Origin of the sequence: Pseudomonas sp. C9, assembly GCF_002000165.1 — a bacterium.
In the GTDB taxonomy this organism is placed as follows: domain Bacteria; phylum Pseudomonadota; class Gammaproteobacteria; order Pseudomonadales; family Pseudomonadaceae; genus Aquipseudomonas.
Genome location: NZ_MPAK01000001.1, coordinates 1,636,434 through 1,654,502, shown reverse-complemented (window position 1 = coordinate 1,654,502; position 18,069 = coordinate 1,636,434). Strand labels below are relative to the sequence as shown.

16 protein-coding genes and 1 tRNA gene are annotated in these 18,069 nt (G+C 58.9%); 13 read left to right on the top strand and 4 right to left on the bottom strand.

The genetic code is table 11. The features are described 5' to 3' along the window. The first annotated feature begins 14 nt into the window (after positions 1 to 14). Complete coding sequence (locus BMS17_RS07825) at positions 15 to 1,085, top strand: AI-2E family transporter (RefSeq protein ID WP_046029516.1); 1,071 nt, start codon at positions 15 to 17, stop codon at positions 1,083 to 1,085. Positions 1,086 to 1,217: 132 nt separating this feature from the next. On the opposite strand, the gene BMS17_RS07820 is transcribed toward BMS17_RS07825, so the two are convergent. Together BMS17_RS07820 and BMS17_RS07815 are read right to left on the bottom strand one after the other, a co-directional pair. Next, complete coding sequence (locus BMS17_RS07820) at positions 1,218 to 1,691, bottom strand: peroxiredoxin (protein ID WP_046029517.1); 474 nt, start codon at positions 1,689 to 1,691, stop codon at positions 1,218 to 1,220. Positions 1,692 to 1,701: 10 nt separating this feature from the next. Then, positions 1,702 to 2,262: a glycine cleavage system protein R gene (locus BMS17_RS07815; RefSeq protein WP_027925530.1), complete on the bottom strand. Its 561-nt coding sequence runs from the start codon at positions 2,260 to 2,262 to the stop codon at positions 1,702 to 1,704. A gap of 328 nt (positions 2,263 to 2,590) precedes the next feature. Here BMS17_RS07815 and dapA point away from each other — a divergent pair, with 328 nt between their 5' ends. From dapA to BMS17_RS07760, 8 genes are all read left to right on the top strand, one after another. Beyond that, the gene (gene dapA / locus BMS17_RS07805; protein ID WP_007979774.1) at positions 2,591 to 3,469 is read left to right on the top strand and encodes a 4-hydroxy-tetrahydrodipicolinate synthase; all 879 of its coding nucleotides are present in this window, start codon (positions 2,591 to 2,593) and stop codon (positions 3,467 to 3,469) included. A gap of 17 nt (positions 3,470 to 3,486) precedes the next feature. After that, on the top strand, positions 3,487 to 4,602 hold the full coding sequence (bamC, locus tag BMS17_RS07800) for an outer membrane protein assembly factor BamC (protein ID WP_077430729.1): 1,116 nt from the start codon (positions 3,487 to 3,489) through the stop codon (positions 4,600 to 4,602). Positions 4,603 to 4,606: 4 nt separating this feature from the next. Then, positions 4,607 to 5,365 carry an MBL fold metallo-hydrolase gene (locus tag BMS17_RS07795; protein ID WP_077430728.1) on the top strand — a complete coding sequence of 253 codons (759 nt, stop codon included), beginning with the start codon at positions 4,607 to 4,609 and terminating at the stop codon, positions 5,363 to 5,365. A 28-nt stretch (positions 5,366 to 5,393) separates the two neighbouring features. Next, positions 5,394 to 6,107, top strand: coding sequence for a phosphoribosylaminoimidazolesuccinocarboxamide synthase (gene purC / locus BMS17_RS07790; protein ID WP_007944067.1), 714 nt, complete (start codon positions 5,394 to 5,396; stop codon positions 6,105 to 6,107). An 84-nt stretch (positions 6,108 to 6,191) separates the two neighbouring features. Beyond that, a tRNA-Ser gene (locus tag BMS17_RS07785) sits at positions 6,192 to 6,281 on the top strand. Between the two features lie 742 nt (positions 6,282 to 7,023). Further along, positions 7,024 to 9,243, top strand: a complete 2,220-nt coding sequence (locus tag BMS17_RS07775; protein WP_077430726.1) for an EAL domain-containing protein — start codon at positions 7,024 to 7,026, stop codon at positions 9,241 to 9,243. Positions 9,244 to 9,288: 45 nt separating this feature from the next. After that, positions 9,289 to 10,878 carry a PAS domain-containing methyl-accepting chemotaxis protein gene (locus BMS17_RS07770; RefSeq protein ID WP_077430725.1) on the top strand — a complete coding sequence of 530 codons (1,590 nt, stop codon included), beginning with the start codon at positions 9,289 to 9,291 and terminating at the stop codon, positions 10,876 to 10,878. 380 nt (positions 10,879 to 11,258) lie between these two features. Then, positions 11,259 to 11,591, top strand: a complete 333-nt coding sequence (locus tag BMS17_RS07760; RefSeq protein WP_046029554.1) for a hypothetical protein — start codon at positions 11,259 to 11,261, stop codon at positions 11,589 to 11,591. Between the two features lie 21 nt (positions 11,592 to 11,612). Here BMS17_RS07760 and BMS17_RS07755 read toward each other — a convergent pair whose 3' ends face one another. Further along, positions 11,613 to 12,212: a cupin domain-containing protein gene (locus BMS17_RS07755; protein ID WP_109787420.1), complete on the bottom strand. Its 600-nt coding sequence runs from the start codon at positions 12,210 to 12,212 to the stop codon at positions 11,613 to 11,615. A gap of 66 nt (positions 12,213 to 12,278) precedes the next feature. After that, positions 12,279 to 14,240, bottom strand: a complete 1,962-nt coding sequence (locus tag BMS17_RS07750; RefSeq protein ID WP_046029559.1) for an FAD-dependent oxidoreductase — start codon at positions 14,238 to 14,240, stop codon at positions 12,279 to 12,281. 216 nt (positions 14,241 to 14,456) lie between these two features. Here BMS17_RS07750 and BMS17_RS07745 point away from each other — a divergent pair, with 216 nt between their 5' ends. From BMS17_RS07745 to BMS17_RS07730, 4 genes are all read left to right on the top strand, one after another. Further along, a complete protein-coding gene (locus tag BMS17_RS07745; RefSeq protein ID WP_046029562.1) occupies positions 14,457 to 15,506 on the top strand; it encodes an ABC transporter substrate-binding protein in 1,050 nt (349 codons plus the stop codon). 73 nt (positions 15,507 to 15,579) lie between these two features. Further along, the gene (locus BMS17_RS07740; RefSeq protein WP_046029563.1) at positions 15,580 to 16,362 is read left to right on the top strand and encodes a class II aldolase/adducin family protein; all 783 of its coding nucleotides are present in this window, start codon (positions 15,580 to 15,582) and stop codon (positions 16,360 to 16,362) included. 247 nt (positions 16,363 to 16,609) lie between these two features. After that, a complete protein-coding gene (locus BMS17_RS07735; protein WP_077430723.1) occupies positions 16,610 to 17,257 on the top strand; it encodes a TetR family transcriptional regulator C-terminal domain-containing protein in 648 nt (215 codons plus the stop codon). Positions 17,258 to 17,349: 92 nt separating this feature from the next. Continuing rightward, positions 17,350 to 18,066 (top strand): response regulator, encoded by a 717-nt coding sequence (locus BMS17_RS07730; protein ID WP_077430722.1) that lies wholly within the window; start codon positions 17,350 to 17,352, stop codon positions 18,064 to 18,066. Positions 18,067 to 18,069: the final 3 nt, after the last annotated feature.

The following is an 18,069-nucleotide window of genomic DNA, read 5'->3' as shown; positions in this document are numbered from 1 at the left end:
TCTAAGGAATATCGATGTTCAAGGTGTTACGCGACTGGATTCAGCGCTACTTTTCCGATGAAGAAGCCGTGGTGCTGGCCGTGCTGCTGGTTCTGGCATTCACGGCGGTCCTCACTTTGGGTGGCATGCTCGCGCCGGTGCTCGCCGGGATGGTGCTGTCGTATCTCATGCAAGGTCTGGTGGTCACCCTCGAACGTCTGCGTATACCCGGCGCCGTGGCGGTGGGGCTGGTCTTTGCGCTGTTCATGGGGGTGTTGCTGGTTTTCATTGTTGTCGTCGTGCCGCTGCTCTGGCATCAACTGATCACGCTGTTCAACGAGTTGCCCGGCATGCTCGTCAAGTGGCAGTCGCTGTTATTGCTGCTACCCGAGCGCTATCCGCATCTGGTGTCCGATGAGCAGGTGTTGCGGGCCATTGAAGTGGCGCGCGGCGAAATCGGCAAATTCGGCCAGTGGGCGCTGACGTTCTCTCTGTCGAGTTTGCCGCTGCTGGTCAACATCATGATCTACCTCGTCCTGGTGCCGATCCTGGTGTTCTTCTTCTTGAAGGACCGGGAGATGATCGGCCAGTGGGTGCGGGGCTACCTGCCCCGTGAACGGGCGCTGATCACCCGCGTCGCTCACGAAATGAACCGGCAAATCGCCAATTACATTCGCGGCAAGGTCATCGAGATTTTCATTTGCGGGGGCGTGACCTACATCGGTTTTGTGGTTCTTGGGCTGAACTACGCAGCGCTGTTGGCCTTGTTGGTGGGCGTGTCGGTGGTGGTGCCGTACGTCGGTGCCGTGGTGGTGACCGTGCCGGTCATGCTGATTGCCCTGTTCCAGTGGGGCTGGAGTGATCAGTTCATCTACTTGATGGCGGTCTACGGGATTATCCAGACGCTGGACGGCAACGTGCTGGTGCCGTTGCTGTTTTCGGAAGCGGTCAACCTGCACCCGGTTGCAATCATTTGTGCGGTGCTGTTGTTTGGTGGGTTGTGGGGGTTTTGGGGTGTGTTCTTCGCGATTCCGCTGGCGACGCTGTTCAAAGCCGTGCTGGATGCGTGGCCACGCAAAGAGCCGGAAGTGGCGCCGCTGCTTTAATTCTTTAGTGAGGCTGATGGCCTCTTCGCGAGCAAGCCCGCTCCCACACTTGATCGTATTCCTTCAGGAAAAACTCGGTCTAATGTGGGAGCGGGCTTGCTCGCGAAGGCGTCCGAAAAGACTTCGAAGAAATCAGGCCTTGTTCAGGGCCTGAGCAGCAGCCAACACCGCATCCACATGCCCCGGCACCTTCACGCCGCGCCATTCCTGACGCAGCACGCCGTCCTTGTCGATCAGGAACGTGCTGCGATCAACGCCCATGTACTCCTTGCCATACAGCTTTTTCAGTTTGATCACGTCAAACAGTTGGCAAAGCGCTTCTTCCTTGTCGCTGATCAGCTCGAAGGTGAACGCCTGCTTGGCCTTGAAGTTTTCATGGGATTTGAGGCTGTCACGCGACACACCGAACACTTCGGTGTTGGCCGTTTTGAACGCTTCAAGCTGATCGCGAAAGCCCTGGCCTTCAGTGGTGCAACCCGGCGTGCTGTCCTTCGGATAGAAGTAAATCACCACCTGCTTGCCTTTCAGGCCCGCGAGGCTGACGGTCTGCCCATTGGTGGCGGGTGCTTCGAAGTCGGCAACCGGTTGGTCGATGGCAACGGCCATGAAAGCTTCCTTACATTGGGTTTTGTGGGCGCCACGGCTCGATCAGGGCATCCAGGTTCAGCGCGTCGGCGAAATCCAGGAACTGATCGCGCAGCCAGCTGATCTGCACGCCGGCCGGCAAGGTTACGGTAAACGTGGCGTTGAGCATGGTGCCACCGGTTTGCGGTGCCTGGTACGTGTCACAGGTCAGGTTTTCCAGCTCGACGTTGTGGTCCATGAAGAATTGGCACAGCTCGTTAATGATGTCCGAGCGATAGGCTGAGCTGACATAAGCCACGTAAGGCAAGGCCTGAGGACGGTTCTCCAGGGCAGCGCTGCGCACCACGTTGACGGTGAACGCATGCTTTTTGGAGAGGCTCGGCAAACTGCCTTCCAGGCGTGCCAGGGCGTCCCAGCTACCGGAGATCTCGAGGATCAACGCACTGCACTCGCCATGACGGGTCAGGCGGGACGTGACTACGGCGCAGCGGTTTTCATGGCTGGCGCGGCACAGGACGTTAGTCAGCTCCATGGGGTTGGCGCCGAGGGCACTGATGACAAGGAATTGTTCGCGAACTGTGGGGGTGGACATGCAGCATTCCTAAAGCGATGAGCGGTCGATACGTCCAAGAGGGTTTTTACCGGGAACGAGCCTGCGGATGCGAATTCAAAAGGCCCGGGCCCAAGGTTGCAATATGCTCCAGTGTGGCAGGAGCGCGGGGCGGCAACGCTGGATCAGGGCTTGTGATGTCGTAACTGGAGGCTGGAATCTGGCGTACGACCTTAGTCAGTACCGATCAAAGTCTGAAGGGTAGCGAAAAGCAACGCCAAGGGGAATGGCGGCAGCGCAGTACTTTGCTTGTGCAAGCATCTTGGCGCCAGTACCATTACGGCTCTCTTTTTCCGGCAGGAGCGGTTTCATGATTGCGGGCAGTATGGTGGCACTGGTCACACCCATGGATGCACAAGGGCGTCTTGACTGGGACAGCCTCAGCAAACTCGTGGACTTCCACCTTGAAAACGGCACTCATGCCATTGTCGCGGTCGGTACGACCGGCGAGTCGGCAACCCTTGATGTCGATGAACACATCGCTGTCATCAAGGCAGTGGTCAAGCAGGTCAACGGTCGCATTCCGGTTATCGCCGGCACCGGCGCCAATTCGACCCGCGAAGCCGTCGAACTGACCCGCAATGCCAAAGAAGCCGGCGCCGACGCCTGCCTGCTGGTCGTTCCGTACTACAACAAGCCGACCCAGGAAGGCTTGTACCTGCACTTCAAGCACATCGCTGAAGCGGTCGACATTCCACAGATCCTCTATAACGTTCCAGGCCGCACCTCCTGCGACATGCAGGCCGAGACCGTGATTCGCCTGTCTACCGTGCCGAATATCATTGGTATCAAGGAAGCCACCGGCGACCTGAAGCGTGCCAAGGCAATCCTTGATGGCGTGAGCAAGGACTTCATCGTGCTGTCCGGCGATGATCCGACTGCTGTCGAGCTGATCCTGATGGGCGGCAAGGGCAACATCTCCGTCACCGCCAACGTCGCACCGCGCGAAATGGCCGACCTGTGCGAGGCCGCGCTCAAGGGCGACGCCGAAACCGCACGGGCTATCAACGAAAAATTGATGCCGCTGCACAAGGACCTGTTCATTGAAGCCAACCCGATTCCGGTGAAGTGGGCTTTGGTGGAGATGGGCCTGATGCACGAAGGCATTCGCCTGCCGCTGACCTGGCTGAGCGCACCTTGTCATGAAACGCTTCGCACGGCCCTGCGCCAGTGCAGCGTCCTGGTTTAATTGAGGAAGTACAACGCATGAAGCGAATGGCCGGACTTTCCGCACTTGCCTTGATTATCTCCAGCACCAGTGGCTGTGGATGGGTCTGGGGCCCGGAAGGTTATTTCCGTGACCGTGGTAGCGATTACCTGGAAGCGCAACAGACTGCACCAATGCAATTGCCACCGAATATCACCGACGCCAAACGCTTGGATCCGCTGCTGCCGATCCCGCGTAACGTGGCCGATGACACCGTCAAGGGCGAATACATTGTTCCTCGTCCGCAGCCGTTGTCGGCCTCTGTCGAAGCCAGTGCCTACACCTTGCAGAAAACCGGCGATTCGCGCTCTATCCTGGCGCAGAACCCGCCGGCTGAAGTCTGGCCAGTGGCAGTGCAGTTCTTCCAGGACAACGGTTTCCGTCTGGATGAACAGCGTCCACAAACCGGCGAATTTACTACCACCTGGCAACATTCCGACGAACTGTCCGCCGCGATGGCCAAGCGTCTGAGCGCAGCCGGTGTCAGCACCGAAAGCCAAACCCGCGTGCGGGTGCGTATCGAGCCGGGCGTGCAGCGCAACACCAGTGAAGTCTATGTGGTCAGCGCCGAGCGTCCTGCCGGCAGCACAGCCGACGTGGACTTCACCAACCGTTCGGTCAACACCGGCCTGGACGCGGCGCTGGTCGACGACATGCTCGCCAGCATGAGCCGCATCTCGGAGAAGGGCGGTTCGGTCTCGATGCTGGCTTCGCGTGATTTCGATACACCAAGTCGCGTCAGCCTGAGCGAAGACGGCAGCGGTAACCCGGTGCTGAACGTCGGCAAAGACCTGGATCGTGCCTGGTCGAGCGTCGGTCGTGCGCTGGAACAGGGCGAATGGCGTGTTGAAGACATCAACCGCAGCCTGGGCCTGTACTACATCAACCTGTCCGAAAAAGCCGACAAGAAAGACGAGAAGCCCGGCTTCTTCAGCAGCCTGTTCGGCAGCGCGCCGAGCAAGGAAGAAGTTGAAGCCCGTGCCGAGCGTTATCAGGTTCGCCTGAGCAAGGTCGGTGAAAACGTCCAGGTTACCGTCGAGAAAAACATCAACACCGTGGCGCCGGCAGACGTGGCGCGTAAAGTGTTGAGTGAGATTCAGGACAAACTGGGCTGATCACATGCGTTTTGCCGTTCTCGGCAGCGGTAGCCAAGGGAACGGCACGCTGGTAGCCAGCGATGACACGTATGTGCTGGTGGATTGTGGTTTCTCCCTGCGAGAAACCGAAAAACGCCTGCTGCGCCTGGGTGTGAACCCGGCGCAGTTGAGCGCGATACTCGTGACCCACGAACATGCCGACCACGTGCATGGCGTGGGTTTGCTGTCTCGGCGCTACAATCTGCCTGTCTACCTCAGTCGCGGGACCCTGCGCGGGATGCGCAAACCAATTGAACCGGCTGGCCTTCTGGCTGGCGGCGAGCAACTGCAGATCGGCGCACTGAGCATCGGCGTCATTGCCGTGGCCCACGATGCACAGGAACCGACGCAATACGTCTTCAGCGACGGTGAGCGGCGCTTCGGCCTGTTGACCGACCTGGGTTCGTATTGCAACAAGGTGCTGGACGGCTATCGTGACCTCGATGCGTTGATGATCGAGTCCAACCATTGCCGTGACATGCTGGCTCGCGGTCACTACCCGTACTTCCTCAAGCAGCGGGTGGGCGGTGAACTGGGACATTTGAACAACCACCAGGCGGCATTCCTGGTGTCTGAGTTGGGCTGGCAAGGCCTGCAACACCTGGTCCTGGCCCATCTGAGCAGCAAGAACAACCTGCCGCAGCTGGCCCGGCAATGTTTTGTCGACACCCTCGGGTGCGACCCGGACTGGCTGCAACTGGCCGATCAAGATTCAGGGCTCGACTGGCGACACATCGCCTAGCCCACCTACTTAGCAAGCGGAGCCCATCATGGAAAAACGTGAAGAACTCTACCGCGGCAAAGCCAAATCGGTTTACAAGACCGACGACGCTAACCGCTTGATCCTGCTGTTTCGCAACGACACCTCGGCGTTCGACGGCAAGCGCATCGAGCAGCTCGACCGCAAAGGCATGGTGAACAACAAGTTCAACGCCTTCATCATGCAGAAACTCGAAGCCGCCGGCGTGCCGACCCAGTTCGACAAACTGCTGGGCGACAACGAATGCCTGGTGAAAAAACTCGACATGATCCCGGTCGAGTGCGTCGTGCGTAACTACGCCGCTGGCAGCCTGGTCAAGCGCCTGGGCGTCGAAGAGGGCATGAAGCTCAACCCTTACACTTTCGAACTGTTCCTGAAGGACGACGCCAAGGGCGACCCGTTCATCAACGAATCCCACGTTGTGGCTTTCGGTTGGGGCACCGCCGAGCAACTGGTTCGCATGAAAGAACTGTCGCTCAAGGTCAACGAAGTCCTGAGCAAACTGTTCGACGACGCCGGCCTGCTGCTGGTCGACTTCAAACTCGAATTCGGCGTATTCCACGACGGCTCCATCGTCCTGGGCGACGAATTCAGCCCGGACGGCTGCCGCCTGTGGGACAAGGCCACCGGCAAGAAAATGGACAAGGACCGCTTCCGTCAGGGCCTCGGTGACGTCATCGAAGCCTACGAAGAAGTCGCCAATCGTCTGGGCGTACCGCTTTAATCGACGCAAGCATCTGATAGCACGGAAAAAAATCGCAAAAGGGGGTTCGCTTCCGGCGAAAGTGTTGTTATGATGCGCGCCGTTGGAGAGATGCCAGAGTGGCCGAATGGGACGGATTCGAAATCCGTTGTACCTTCACCGGTACCTAGGGTTCGAATCCCTATCTCTCCGCCATTACATATACGAAAAAGCCCTGATTATTCAGGGCTTTTTCGTTTCTGTGTTTCTGAAAAAATCCCGGCCCATACTTTGGACCCGCATGGCTTTGTGCTTTCGCGGACTCCCCTCCGGGCTCCCTGAATGGAATGAAGAGTGATGAGTTTCACAGGGTAAATAGAGAATCCAAAGCAACGGCTATAACATTGATTTTAGTCAATAAAATGACAAGAACAGTGCTGTAAACAGCACATCAACCTTATGGGGATGATGTGTTATGTACGAGTCCAACCAGACAGCCAGAGTTATCTGCAATGATCGTGAACTAGCCGATCAATTGCGCCCTCTCTTGGTTCAGATAGCACCAGATTGCGAAGTGCTGAGCGCGCCGGGTAATTGCACTGCCGCGCCGTTTTGCCGCTGGCTCGGTGAAGGGCAATTGGGACCAACCGGGCGGATACAGTCCGCTTTGCTCGAAGCTACAGAGGTTTTAGAGCAGACAAGACATGCCTTCAAATCTCGCGAACTGGGGTTGCTACGACGACGATTGCAGGCATTGCTAGATAAATTGTCAGACAGCCCAGAATGATGTAAATATGCCATTAGTAGGTTCCGCCCAAGGCGGGGGCCGGCTTTGCCGAGCAGGACAATGGGCCTGGAAGACGAAGCGCCGTGACAACCAGTTCTGGTTAAGAACTGGTTGTCACGGCGTTTTTTTTTGTCAGCAAAAAGTCATCCGTACAAACACCGGGGAGTGAGAATGAAGGTGACAAAAGATCTGACGGAGTTGCTCAGGCGCATCCGTCTCGATCACGAGGAGATCGTCGAGCGTTTCCGCTTTCTCGACTGGAGTGCCGAAGATGGCGAACGTCTCGGCGCAGCAGCCCCGCATATGGCCTCGGCTCAGCAGGCTTTCGTTGATCATTTGTACGGTCACTTGGCGAAATTTCCTACTCCGTCTGTGCTACTTCGCGCGCCGGACGTCACCGCCCGACTGAAGCACAGCCAGGTCGAGTATTACCAGTGTTTGTGGGGCGGGCCTTACGATGACGAGTACGTCAACGGCCGACTGCGCATCGGTGTGATCCACCAGCAGGTCGGCCTGGAGTTGAAGTGGTATCTGGGCGCCTATCGTCTATACCTCAACGACATGCTTGCAAGTGTGTTCGGCGACTGCCAAAACACCACGCTCTATTCAAGTCTGTTGAAAGCGGTTTTTTTCGACATGACTCTGGCCATCGACACCTACAGTGCGGCCCAGCACAAGGCTCTGGAGGACAGTGAGGCTCGCTTCGCCCGAGCGCTACGCGGTGCCAACGACGGTATCTGGGATTGGCATGTCGATCTGGATCGACTGTATGTTTCCGAACGCTGGGCCAACATGCTCGGCCTCAGCCGCGACAGCGTCGGCGAGAGTAGCGCCAGTTGGTTCGGTCGTGTGCATCCGGACGACTTGCCGGATTTTCGCCAAGCCATCGATGCCCATTTACAGGGGCAGACTTCCTTTGTTCACCATGAGTACCGCATCCGCCAAAACAACGGTGGCTATATTTGGGTACTGGTGCGTGGGGTCGCCGAAGCGACGACACCGGGCCAACTGCGCATGGCCGGTTCACAGACCGATATCAGTGCAAAAAAGGATGCCGAGCAGCGCCTTAAACATGCCGCCCACCATGACCCGCTGACCGGCTTGGCCAACCGAACGCGCCTTGATGAGCAAATGCAGAAAACCTTCATGAAACAGCGCAAGGGAGGTGTCCAGGAGGCGCTGCTGTTCATCGACCTCGACCGCTTCAAGTTGATCAACGATAGCCTTGGCCACAACGTCGGTGATCGAGTGCTGGTAGAAGTGGCACAGCGCTTGAGAGACTCTCTGCGCCCCAGTGATCAGCTATTCCGCTTCGGTGGAGATGAATTCATCGTATTGCTTCATGAACTCACTTGCGGCCGCGACGCCGAGCAAATATCCCAGCGCATTCTCGACAACCTGCATCAACCGCTGCACATGGACGGTAGGACCCTGGTGGTCAGTGCCAGCATCGGGATCGCGCCATTACATGATAACGGCAAGGCGCTGGATGTCCTCCAGGCCGCCGACCTGGCCCTCTACAGAGCCAAGTCTGCCGGCAAGGCGCGGTTCGCCCACTACAGCGAGGCGTTGCAAGACACCGCACAGCACCATCTGGAGTTGGAGTCCGCTCTGGGCCAGGCGCTGAAACACAATGAATTCGAACTGCACTACCAGCCGATCTATCGTCTTGATCAAGGGGCACCCCTCGTGTCAGGGGTCGAAGCGCTGTTGCGGTGGCGCCATGGCGAACGCTTGATCTCACCACTGGAGTTCATCCCGGCGCTGGAGGAGTCGGGGGAAATCATCCCCGTCGGCGAATGGGTATTGCGCCAAGCCTGTCAGCAGACCCGCCTCTGGCAACTGGCCGGTCATGAAAGCCTGCGTTGTTCGGTGAACATCTCCAGCCTCCAATTGCAACAAGTCGACTTCACCCTCCGGCTAATCGACATCTTGCAAGAAAGCGGCCTGCCACCCGCCAGCCTGATCCTGGAGATTACTGAAAGCCAACTGATGCACGACGACGAGGACACATTGGCCTGTCTGAACGAATTGGCCAGCCTTGGCGTGTTGTTGGCGCTGGACGATTTTGGCACCGGTTACTCCTCGCTTGGCTATCTCACGCGCTTTCCGCTGCACATCCTCAAGCTGGATAAAAGTTTCATCGGCGGCATCCCGTACGACCACAAAAAGAGCGCGATCAGCCAGGCGATCATCGGCCTCGGCTGTAGCCTGGGCCTGGAAGTGGTGGCTGAGGGCATCGAGAGCCCGGCACAACTCGACTTTGTGATCAGTGAAGGCTGCCACTACGGCCAGGGCTACTGGTTCAGCCGACCACGACCGGCTGCGCAGATGCAACGGTTATTCAGCGGCGAAGACAGTTTTGAGGGGCTTGGGTGCCCGTTGCAGTAAGCACAGCAGGCACCCAGCGGTATCCATCAGCTAAGGAGACAAATAATGAAAATCAATCTTCCGGTCAGTGGTCGTGCTGTCGAGTTCAGTGTCGATGCGAACATTATTTCAACTACCAACCCCAAGGGCGCCCTCACATACGTCAATCCGGATTTCATCAACATCAGCGGTTTCAGTGAGGCCGAGTTGGTCGGCGTCAATCACAACATCGTGCGTCATCCGGATATGCCGCCAGAAGCCTTCGCACACCTGTGGCAGACCCTCAAGGCCGGACGCTCGTGGATGGGCCTTGTAAAAAACCGTTGTAAAAACGGTGACCACTACTGGGTCAACGCCTACGTCACGCCGATGCAGCGCAATGGTGAAATAGTCGAGTACCAGTCGGTTCGAACGCTCCCGCCGAAAGCACTGGTAGTCGCCGCCGAACATCTCTATGCACAGTTGCGCAACGGTAAAAAAATACGCTACCTGACGCCGTCACGACTGTCTGTCGGCATGCGCGTAGCACTCGCCGGCACTGGGCTGAACCTACTCGGCTTTACCGTCCTGGGCATGGTCGGTGCCCTCGCCTGGAACATGGTGGTTATCGCTGCGCCACTACTCAGTTTGTTGCTCGCAGGCATGCTGCGCTACAGCCTGCGCCCCTTGGACGCCCTTGCCAGAAAAGCTAAAAATATCGCCGATAACCCGTTAAGCCAAATGCTCTACAGCGGCCGCAGCGACCAATTTGGACAGATCGATTTCACCCTGAAAATGCTTGAAGCCGAGACGCTGGCAGTCGTCGGCCGCATTGCCGACTCGGCCCGTCAACTGAACAAAGAAGCCGAAGAACTCGTCGCCGCAGTGGACAAAAACAACTGCGCGACCCTACAGCAGCAAGGGGAAACTGCTCAGGTGTCCAGCGCCATAACCCAGATGGCCAGCAGTGTGCAGGAAGTGGCGCGCAACGCTCAGCTCACCGCCAGCGCCGCGAGTCTGGCCAATCAAGAAACCGACCGAGGTCGACAACTGGTCGAGCAAACCCGCCAGCACATCGACAGCCTCGCCAGCGAGGTGCAACAGAGCGGCGCGGTGATTTATCAATTGGAACAACATAGCCAGGAAATCAACCGTGTAGTCGAGGTCATCCAAAGCATCGCCGAACAGACAAACCTGCTCGCCCTCAACGCCGCTATCGAGGCCGCTCGCGCCGGCGAGGCTGGGCGTGGTTTCGCCGTGGTCGCCGACGAGGTGCGCGGGCTGGCTACGCGCACCCAGCAATCCACCGCAGAAATCCAGGGAACCATCAATACCTTACGGCGCTCCACGGGGGATGCGGTGGTCGCGATGCAGCGTAGCCACAGCAAGGCCGAAACCAGTGTTGAACAGGCACTGTTTGCCGCCCGGGCGCTGGATGGGATCACCCAACGAGTCGGTGAAATAAGCGACATGAGTGTGCAAATAGCCACCGCCGTGGAGGAGCAGAGCGCGGTAGGTGACAGTATCCAGTGCAACCTGAAAAGTATCAGTCAAGCCACCCAAAGTAACGTGCTTGCCAGTAGCCAGAGCCACACGACTGCTGCCCATGTCGCCAAACTGGCCGAGCGCCTTCAACTGCTGGCGGCGCAATTCTGGGGACGTTCACGTAATGAATGACGAGTTCGAGTTGGCTGAAAAGCTCCCACCGCCAAGACTGACAGGGCTAGATAACCAAGTATTGAAGTTTTCCCGTCACTGGTATTTGAGTGGTGTCTATCTGCGCTGTACGTCCTGTGGCAGCGGGCAAAAAGCCAGTGAAGCCAACTTGCCATTCCCCCATGAGAGCAGTTGTCTTCGCGCGGACCCCCAGCACTACCCGTGGCATGATCTTGCCCGCATCCTGCATTGGGTACCGAGCGAAGATGTCGTTTATATCTAGGGCTAACCCGGGACGTTCCAGATCGTGAGGCGCATGCCTGACGACAACAGAAACAAGACACCTCCACGTCATTAGCTATCATGCACACAGAGCAAATCACCGGATAGCGGGGGAGTGCATGAACAAATGGCAACGGTTTTGGTTGGGAGTGAAGCTGGCTGCAGCCGTAGCGGCCTGTGCGGCTGCTGGTTTCCAGGCTTTTTACTACATGCTGGACAGCCCTGACGCCACGGGAATACATCCGTTGAGCATTCTGGTGACCGGGCTGATCTTCGGCTTCATCATTTTTGGATTCCTTTCACTGATTGAAAGGACGGTGAAGCGTTTAGTGGCCCGTTTTGTCCCTGCCAAGCCCGCGCCTCAAGCGGAGCATGAGAACGATGTGGCGCTGACTGAGGAACAAACGTTGATACTGCCCGCTGGTGATTCAACCCAGCAGAAACAACGGTGAGAGGGTGTTATTCAGCCCCTCTCAGAACGTAGGCGGCGTCACCACCCAAATCACTACCGCATCCACATCTCCAGGGTTCCCATACCGATGCGGTTCCTGGCTGGAAAAGCTGAAACTATCGCCTTCACCCAGCAAAAAGTGCCGCTCCCCGACCCACAACTCAAAACTCCCCGACAGCAAATACCCTGCTTCTTCCCCTTCATGGCTATAACTCTGCTGGCTATAAGTCCCAGGGGGAAACCGCGAATGCAGCATTTCCAATTGTCGATTCGGCTGTGGTGTCAGCAGGTGATCAACGATGCCGTCTTCGTAATGCACGCTCATCCGGGAGTTTTTACGCACCACGATGCCGTCATCCTCCGGCGCCGTTTGCGTTTCGCTGGCAAAGAACCATTGAATGGTCACGCCCAGACTCCGGGCGATGTTGAACAGGGCCGGAATGGAAGGGTAGGCGAGGTTGCGTTCGAGCTGGCTGATGTACCCCGCCGTCAATTCGCTCATCTGCGCCAATTCGGCCAGGGTCATGCCCCGGCGTTTACGCAACCCACGAATTCGCGTGCCGAGGAAGTGCGGCTCAGCGCTGGCGCTGTCCGGTGTGGACGCGCCGGTGGCAGGCTGCATCTTGCTGCTGTTGCTCATGGCGTGCTCCAAACCGGGATCTGTCAAAACCCCGGAGTATAAACAGCCTTAAAGCTCCCAGGCGACTTTCAAACCTTCGTAAATGGCTTCTTCGGCGGTGCGCGGGGCGAGGCAGTCGCCGATGCGTCGAAACTCCACCAGGCCTTGCAGTTCTGCGCCGAGGGTGTCGACCGGTTGATGGCCCTGGCAGAGCACCAGGGTGTCGATGTTTTCGAAGATCATCGGTTCGCCGCTGGCGGTGTGTTGCAGGTAGACGGTGTTGTCGTCGCAGCCATACAGGCGGGCGTAGGGGGTGATCGGGATGCCAAGTTTGTGCAGTTCGCCGGCCAGTTGGTCGCGCACGTACAGCGGCAGGTTTTCCCCGCAATGGGTGCCGTTGACCGCCAGTTGCACTTGATGCCCGGCGCGTACCAAGCGTTCGGCGATGCCGGGGCCGATCCAGTCGCAGCGCCAGTCGATCACCACCACGGAGCGGCCGATTGGCACTTCCTCGCGCAGCACTTGCCAGGCGTCGACCACCTGCAATTCGCCGCCGCGCTCGAACGCTGGCCAGTACGGCTCGGCGCCGGTGGCGACGATCACTACGTCCGGCCGTTCGCGTTCCACCAGCGCGCGGTCGACGCGGGTGTTGCGCACGACGCGCACGCCGGCCAGTTCCATTTCACGTTGCAGGTTGGTGCTGGCGCCGCCGAATTCAGCGCGTTTCGGTAAAAGTTGCGCGAGCAAGACCTGGCCGCCGAGTTGTGAGCTGGCCTCGTAGAGGGTCACGTCGTGTCCGCGCTGAGCGGCCACGGCAGCGGCTTTCATCCCGGCTGGGCCGCCGCCGGCGATCATGATGCGTTTACGTTGCCCCGTCATTTGCCGCTGGCCGAAAATCAGCTCGCGCCCGGTTTCCGGGTGCTGGATGCAGGAGATCGGCAAGCCTTTGTGGAAGTGGCCGATGCAGGCCTGATTGCAGGCGATGCAGGCGCGCACATCTTCGAGGTGGCCGGTGTCGGTCTTGTTGGGCATTTGCGGGTCGCAGATCAGGGCGCGGGTCATGCCGCAAACGTCGGCCTGACCGCGGGACAGAATCAACTCGGCCTCCTGCGGCTGGTTGATGCGCCCGGTCACGAACAGCGGAATCGACAGGCCGGCCTTGAACGTTCCGGCTTCCTTCGCCAGATACGCGGCCTCGATCGCCATCGGCGGCACGATATGCACCGCGCCACCCAAGGATGCCGAGGTGCCCGCGACGATGTGCACGTAATCCAAACTCGGTTGCAGCAATTGCACGGCCGACAAGGACTCGTCTTCAGTCAGCCCCTCGGGATCGCGCTCATCGGCGGAGATGCGCAGACCGATAATGAAGTGTTCATCGGTGCTGGCGCGCACGGCGGCAATCACTTCGCGCAAAAAGCGCAGGCGCTGCTCCAGGTCGCCGTTGTAGCCATCGGTGCGACGGTTGACCCGCGGGTTGATGAACTGCGCCGGCAGGTAACCATGGCTGGCGACCACTTCCACTCCGTCGATCCCGGCCTGATGCAAACGCCGGGCGGCGGCGGCATAACCGGCGACAATCTCGTCAATCATCGCCTGATCCAGCGCACGCGGCATCACCCGGAATCGTTCGTTAGGCACCGCCGAAGCCGAGTAGGCGACCGCCAGCAGACCATCGCTAGACTCCATGATTTCCCGACCCGGATGGAAGATCTGCGACAGCACCACGGTGCCATGTGCATGGCAACGCTCAGCGATTTTGCGATATCCCTCGATGCAGGCATCGTCAGTGGCCATCAGCACGTGCGAGGTGTACCGCGCACTGTCATGCACCCCGGCCACTTGCAACACGATCAGCCCGACACCGCCTTCGGCTCGTGCGGTGTGGTAGGCGATCAGCTGCTCATTGACCAGGTTGTCGGTGGGCATCGAGGTGTCGTGACCGCTGGACATGATGCGGTTTTTCAGGCGTTTGCCCCGCAACTGCAAGGGTTCGAACAGGTGTGCAAAAGCGGCGGAAGAGGACGGCATGGTGCGGGTACTCCAGGCAGGCTGAAGCCGAAAGGCCGGGTTTTCGGCGTTGTTATTATTTGCCTATAGAAATTTACCTTCAGTAAAAAATCAACTTGTTTTTTTACTGGTGCTCGCAGTAGATTCATTTGGCGCCCGCACCTGGGGCGAACCTCACAACAATAAAAATGGGTCACGGCGGCGTGGGTCGCGTGGCACCTGCAAGAGGAACCACCGATGAAATCGAATACGCTCAAGCACGGTTTTTATCCCTTGGTCCTGTCCCTCGCCATGGGGCTCGGTAGCGCTCAGGCCGCCCCGGACATGGTCGTGGTGGGTTACGGCGGCGCCGGCCAGAAAGCCCAGGATGTGGCGTTTTTCCAGCCGTTCAGCGTCGCGGATCACAGCAAGCTGATCCAGAGTGAATACAACGGCGAGATGGCGCGAATCAAAGTGATGGTCGACACCGGCAATGCCGATTGGGACGTGGTGCAGATCGAAGGCCCGGACTTGATGCGCGGGTGCGATGAGGGCATGTACGAGAAACTCGACTGGAGCAAACTCGGCCGCGTCGAGCAATTGATTCCCGATGCGGCACAAGCGTGCGGTTCGGCGGCGCTGGTGTGGAGCGTGGCGATTGCCTACGACACGCAGAAGCTGGCGCAGGCCCCGACGTCATGGGCGGATTTCTGGGACGTGCAGAAAATCCCCGGCAAGCGCGGGCTGCGCAAACGCGCGGTGTACAACCTGGAATTCGCCCTGCTGGCCGACGGCGTGAAAGTCGAAGACGTGTATTCCGTGCTGAACACTCCGCAAGGCGTCGACCGTGCATTCACCAAACTCACAGAACTCAAGCCTTACATCCAGTGGTGGGAGGCCGGCGCGCAACCGGCGCAATGGTTGACCGCCGGGGATGTGGTGATGACTTCAACCTACAGCGGACGGGTGGCCGCCGCCGCGCAAAGCGGCAGTCACCTCGGGCTGGTCTGGCCGGGCAGCCTGTATGGCATGGATTACTGGGCGATCATCAAGGGCTCCAAACATGTCGATCAGGCCAAGCGCTTTATCGCCTTCGCCAATCAGCCGGACGCTCAGGTCAAGTACGTCGAGCAGATTCCTTACGGCCCGACCAATACCGAAGCGGCCGCCAAACTCGATAGCCAACTCGCGCAATGGGTGCCCACCGCGCCGCAAAACCTGAAGGGCGCGCTGTCGATGGACGTGGCGTTCTGGGTCGATCATGGCGAAGAACTTGAGGAGCGCTTCAACGCCTGGGCCAGCAAGTAATCGCACGCGGCTGGACGCCTCAAGGCGTCCAGCCTTACTGTCTGCGCAGCCGATCAGCCTGGAGACTAAAACAATGAACGATATCGCCACGTTTTCTCAGCGCAGCGCCACCGAGCAGCGCCTGCGCGAGGAGTTGGCCGCCTGTTATCGATTGATCGCGCACTTTCGCATGACCGATCTGATCTTCACTCACATCTCGGTGCGCATACCGGGGCCTGAGCATCACTTCCTGATCAATCCGTACGGGTTGATGTTCGATGAAATTACCGCGTCCAATCTGGTGAAAATCGGCCTCGATGGCCGGGCCGTCGAGGCGTCGCCGTACCCGGTCAACCCGGCGGGGTTTGTGATTCACAGCGCGATTCACGGGGCTCGTGAAGACGCGCAGTGCGTGCTGCACACCCATACTAAATCCGGTTGTGCGGTGGCCGCGTTGAAGTGCGGATTGTTGCCGGTGAACCAGATTTCCATGGAGTTTTATGGCCGGGTCGCTTACCACGACTACGAAGGCGTGGCGCTGGACATGAGCGAGCAACAGCGCTTGGTGCAGGACCTCGGTGACAAACCGGTGTTGATGCTGCGCAACCATGGTTTGCTGACCGTGGGTGACACCGTGAGCCAGGCGTTTTTGCGCATGTATTACCTGGAAAAGGCCTGCGAAATCCAGCTCGCCGCACAAGCTGCCGGTGAGTTGCTGTTGCCGCCTGCCGAGGTCTGTGAACACACCGAACGCCAGTTCAACGACCCTGGCCGACCACTGGACGAAGGCGAGTTGAGCGACCCGGATGCCATGCAATTGGCTTGGGCTGCGATGCTGCGATTGCTTGATCGGGTGGCACCGGGTTATCGGGATTGACCGATGTTCATGTATTAATCGGCTGGCCCCATCGCGAGCAAGCTCGCTCCCACAGGGTTGTGTGTTGGACGCAAACAATGAAAACACACAGATCAAATGTGGGAGCGTGGCTTGCCCGCGATGGGCGCGACACGGTCCCAGAACCCTGCAACCGACTAGAGACTTGCCACCCTCTTGCTGTACAGTCGTTCAGCGCGCGGCTTAGCCAGCCGCATCCCCAACGATTGATCCACAGAGAGTGTCGCGCATGAGTCAGGAAGCCCGTTTTTCCCGCATGGAGCCGGAGTTGCGCAAGGCCAATCTGATCGAGGCGACGCTGGTATGCCTCAAGCGCCATGGTTTCCAGGGTGCCTCGATCCGCAAGATTTCCGCCGAGGCGGGCGTCTCGGTCGGGCTGATCAGCCATCACTATTCCGGCAAGGATGAACTGGTGGCCGAGGCCTACCGGGCGATTACCGGTCGGGTCATGAACCTGTTGCGCGAGTCCATGGCGCAGGCGGCTCCGACTGCTCGCGAGCGATTGTCTGCGTTCTTCCGCGGTTCGTTTTCCGCCGAATTGCTCGACCCGCAATTGATCGATGCCTGGCTGGCGTTCTGGGGCGCGGTACGCACGGCGGAGTCGATCAACCTTGCGCACGAGCATTCCTATGGCGAGTACCGCGGCATTTTGCGCAAGGTGCTGACCGAATTGGCGCAGGAAGAAAGCTGGGAAAACTTCGACGCCGATCTGGCCGCCATCAGCCTCAGCGCCTTGCTCGACGGCTTGTGGCTGGAGTCGGGGCTCAACCCCGGTACGTTCACCCCGGAACAGGGCATCCAGATTTGCGAAGCCTGGGTCGACGGATTGCAGGCGGGCGGCCGGCAACGGTTTTGCGTCCAGACGACGGGCTGTTGATCGGTCGTTCAGCTGTCGATACTCTCTGGCGCCAAAGCAGTAAAACACTCTAATAAGAAACACGCCTTCGGGCATACGCGGGACACCATGCGATGACTCCTCGGGTATTGATCGTCGACGACGATCCGCTGATTCGCGAACTGCTGCAGGCCTACTTGTCCCAAGAGGGTTATGAGGTGCATTGCGCCGCCACGGCGGAGCTGGCCGAAACCTTCCTGGCGAGCCAGGCGGTCGACCTGGTGATGCTCGATATCCGCCTGCCGGGCAAGGACGGCCTGACCCTGACCCGGGAGCTGCGGGTCCGTTCGGAAGTCGGGATCATTCTGATCACCGGGCGCAACGACGAAATCGACCGCATCGTCGGCCTTGAATGCGGCGCCGATGACTACGTGATCAAACCGCTCAACCCACGCGAACTGGTGTCACGGGCGAAAAATCTGATACGCCGGGTTCGCCACGCGCAGACACCGCAACCTGCAGCGGCCATCGCCAAACCGGTCAAGCAATTCGCCGCCTGGGCGCTGGACACTGACCGTCGACGGTTGATCGACCAGACCGGCGCCGAAACCCTGCTCACCCACGGCGAGTACCAGTTGCTCAGCGTGTTCCTGCGCAACAGCGGCCACACCTTGAGCCGCGATCAACTGATGGATCAGATCCGCAACCGCGAATGGGTGCCCAATGATCGCTCCATCGACGTGCTGGTCGGACGCTTGCGTCGCAAGTTGCACGACGACCCGGCCGAACCGCAATTGATCATTACCATTCACGGTGCCGGTTACCTGTTCACCGCCAGCGTGGCGGCCTGAATA

Coding starts and splice junctions, on each gene's coding strand:
- BMS17_RS07825 (WP_046029516.1), top strand. CDS start 15: ATGTTCAAGGTGTTACGCGACTGGATTCAGCGCTACTTTTCCGATGAA.
- BMS17_RS07820 (WP_046029517.1), bottom strand. CDS start 1,691: ATGGCCGTTGCCATCGACCAACCGGTTGCCGACTTCGAAGCACCCGCC.
- BMS17_RS07815 (WP_027925530.1), bottom strand. CDS start 2,262: ATGTCCACCCCCACAGTTCGCGAACAATTCCTTGTCATCAGTGCCCTC.
- dapA (WP_007979774.1), top strand. CDS start 2,591: ATGATTGCGGGCAGTATGGTGGCACTGGTCACACCCATGGATGCACAA.
- bamC (WP_077430729.1), top strand. CDS start 3,487: ATGAAGCGAATGGCCGGACTTTCCGCACTTGCCTTGATTATCTCCAGC.
- BMS17_RS07795 (WP_077430728.1), top strand. CDS start 4,607: ATGCGTTTTGCCGTTCTCGGCAGCGGTAGCCAAGGGAACGGCACGCTG.
- purC (WP_007944067.1), top strand. CDS start 5,394: ATGGAAAAACGTGAAGAACTCTACCGCGGCAAAGCCAAATCGGTTTAC.
- BMS17_RS07775 (WP_077430726.1), top strand. CDS start 7,024: ATGAAGGTGACAAAAGATCTGACGGAGTTGCTCAGGCGCATCCGTCTC.
- BMS17_RS07770 (WP_077430725.1), top strand. CDS start 9,289: ATGAAAATCAATCTTCCGGTCAGTGGTCGTGCTGTCGAGTTCAGTGTC.
- BMS17_RS07760 (WP_046029554.1), top strand. CDS start 11,259: ATGAACAAATGGCAACGGTTTTGGTTGGGAGTGAAGCTGGCTGCAGCC.
- BMS17_RS07755 (WP_109787420.1), bottom strand. CDS start 12,212: ATGCAGCCTGCCACCGGCGCGTCCACACCGGACAGCGCCAGCGCTGAG.
- BMS17_RS07750 (WP_046029559.1), bottom strand. CDS start 14,240: ATGCCGTCCTCTTCCGCCGCTTTTGCACACCTGTTCGAACCCTTGCAG.
- BMS17_RS07745 (WP_046029562.1), top strand. CDS start 14,457: ATGAAATCGAATACGCTCAAGCACGGTTTTTATCCCTTGGTCCTGTCC.
- BMS17_RS07740 (WP_046029563.1), top strand. CDS start 15,580: ATGAACGATATCGCCACGTTTTCTCAGCGCAGCGCCACCGAGCAGCGC.
- BMS17_RS07735 (WP_077430723.1), top strand. CDS start 16,610: ATGAGTCAGGAAGCCCGTTTTTCCCGCATGGAGCCGGAGTTGCGCAAG.
- BMS17_RS07730 (WP_077430722.1), top strand. CDS start 17,350: ATGACTCCTCGGGTATTGATCGTCGACGACGATCCGCTGATTCGCGAA.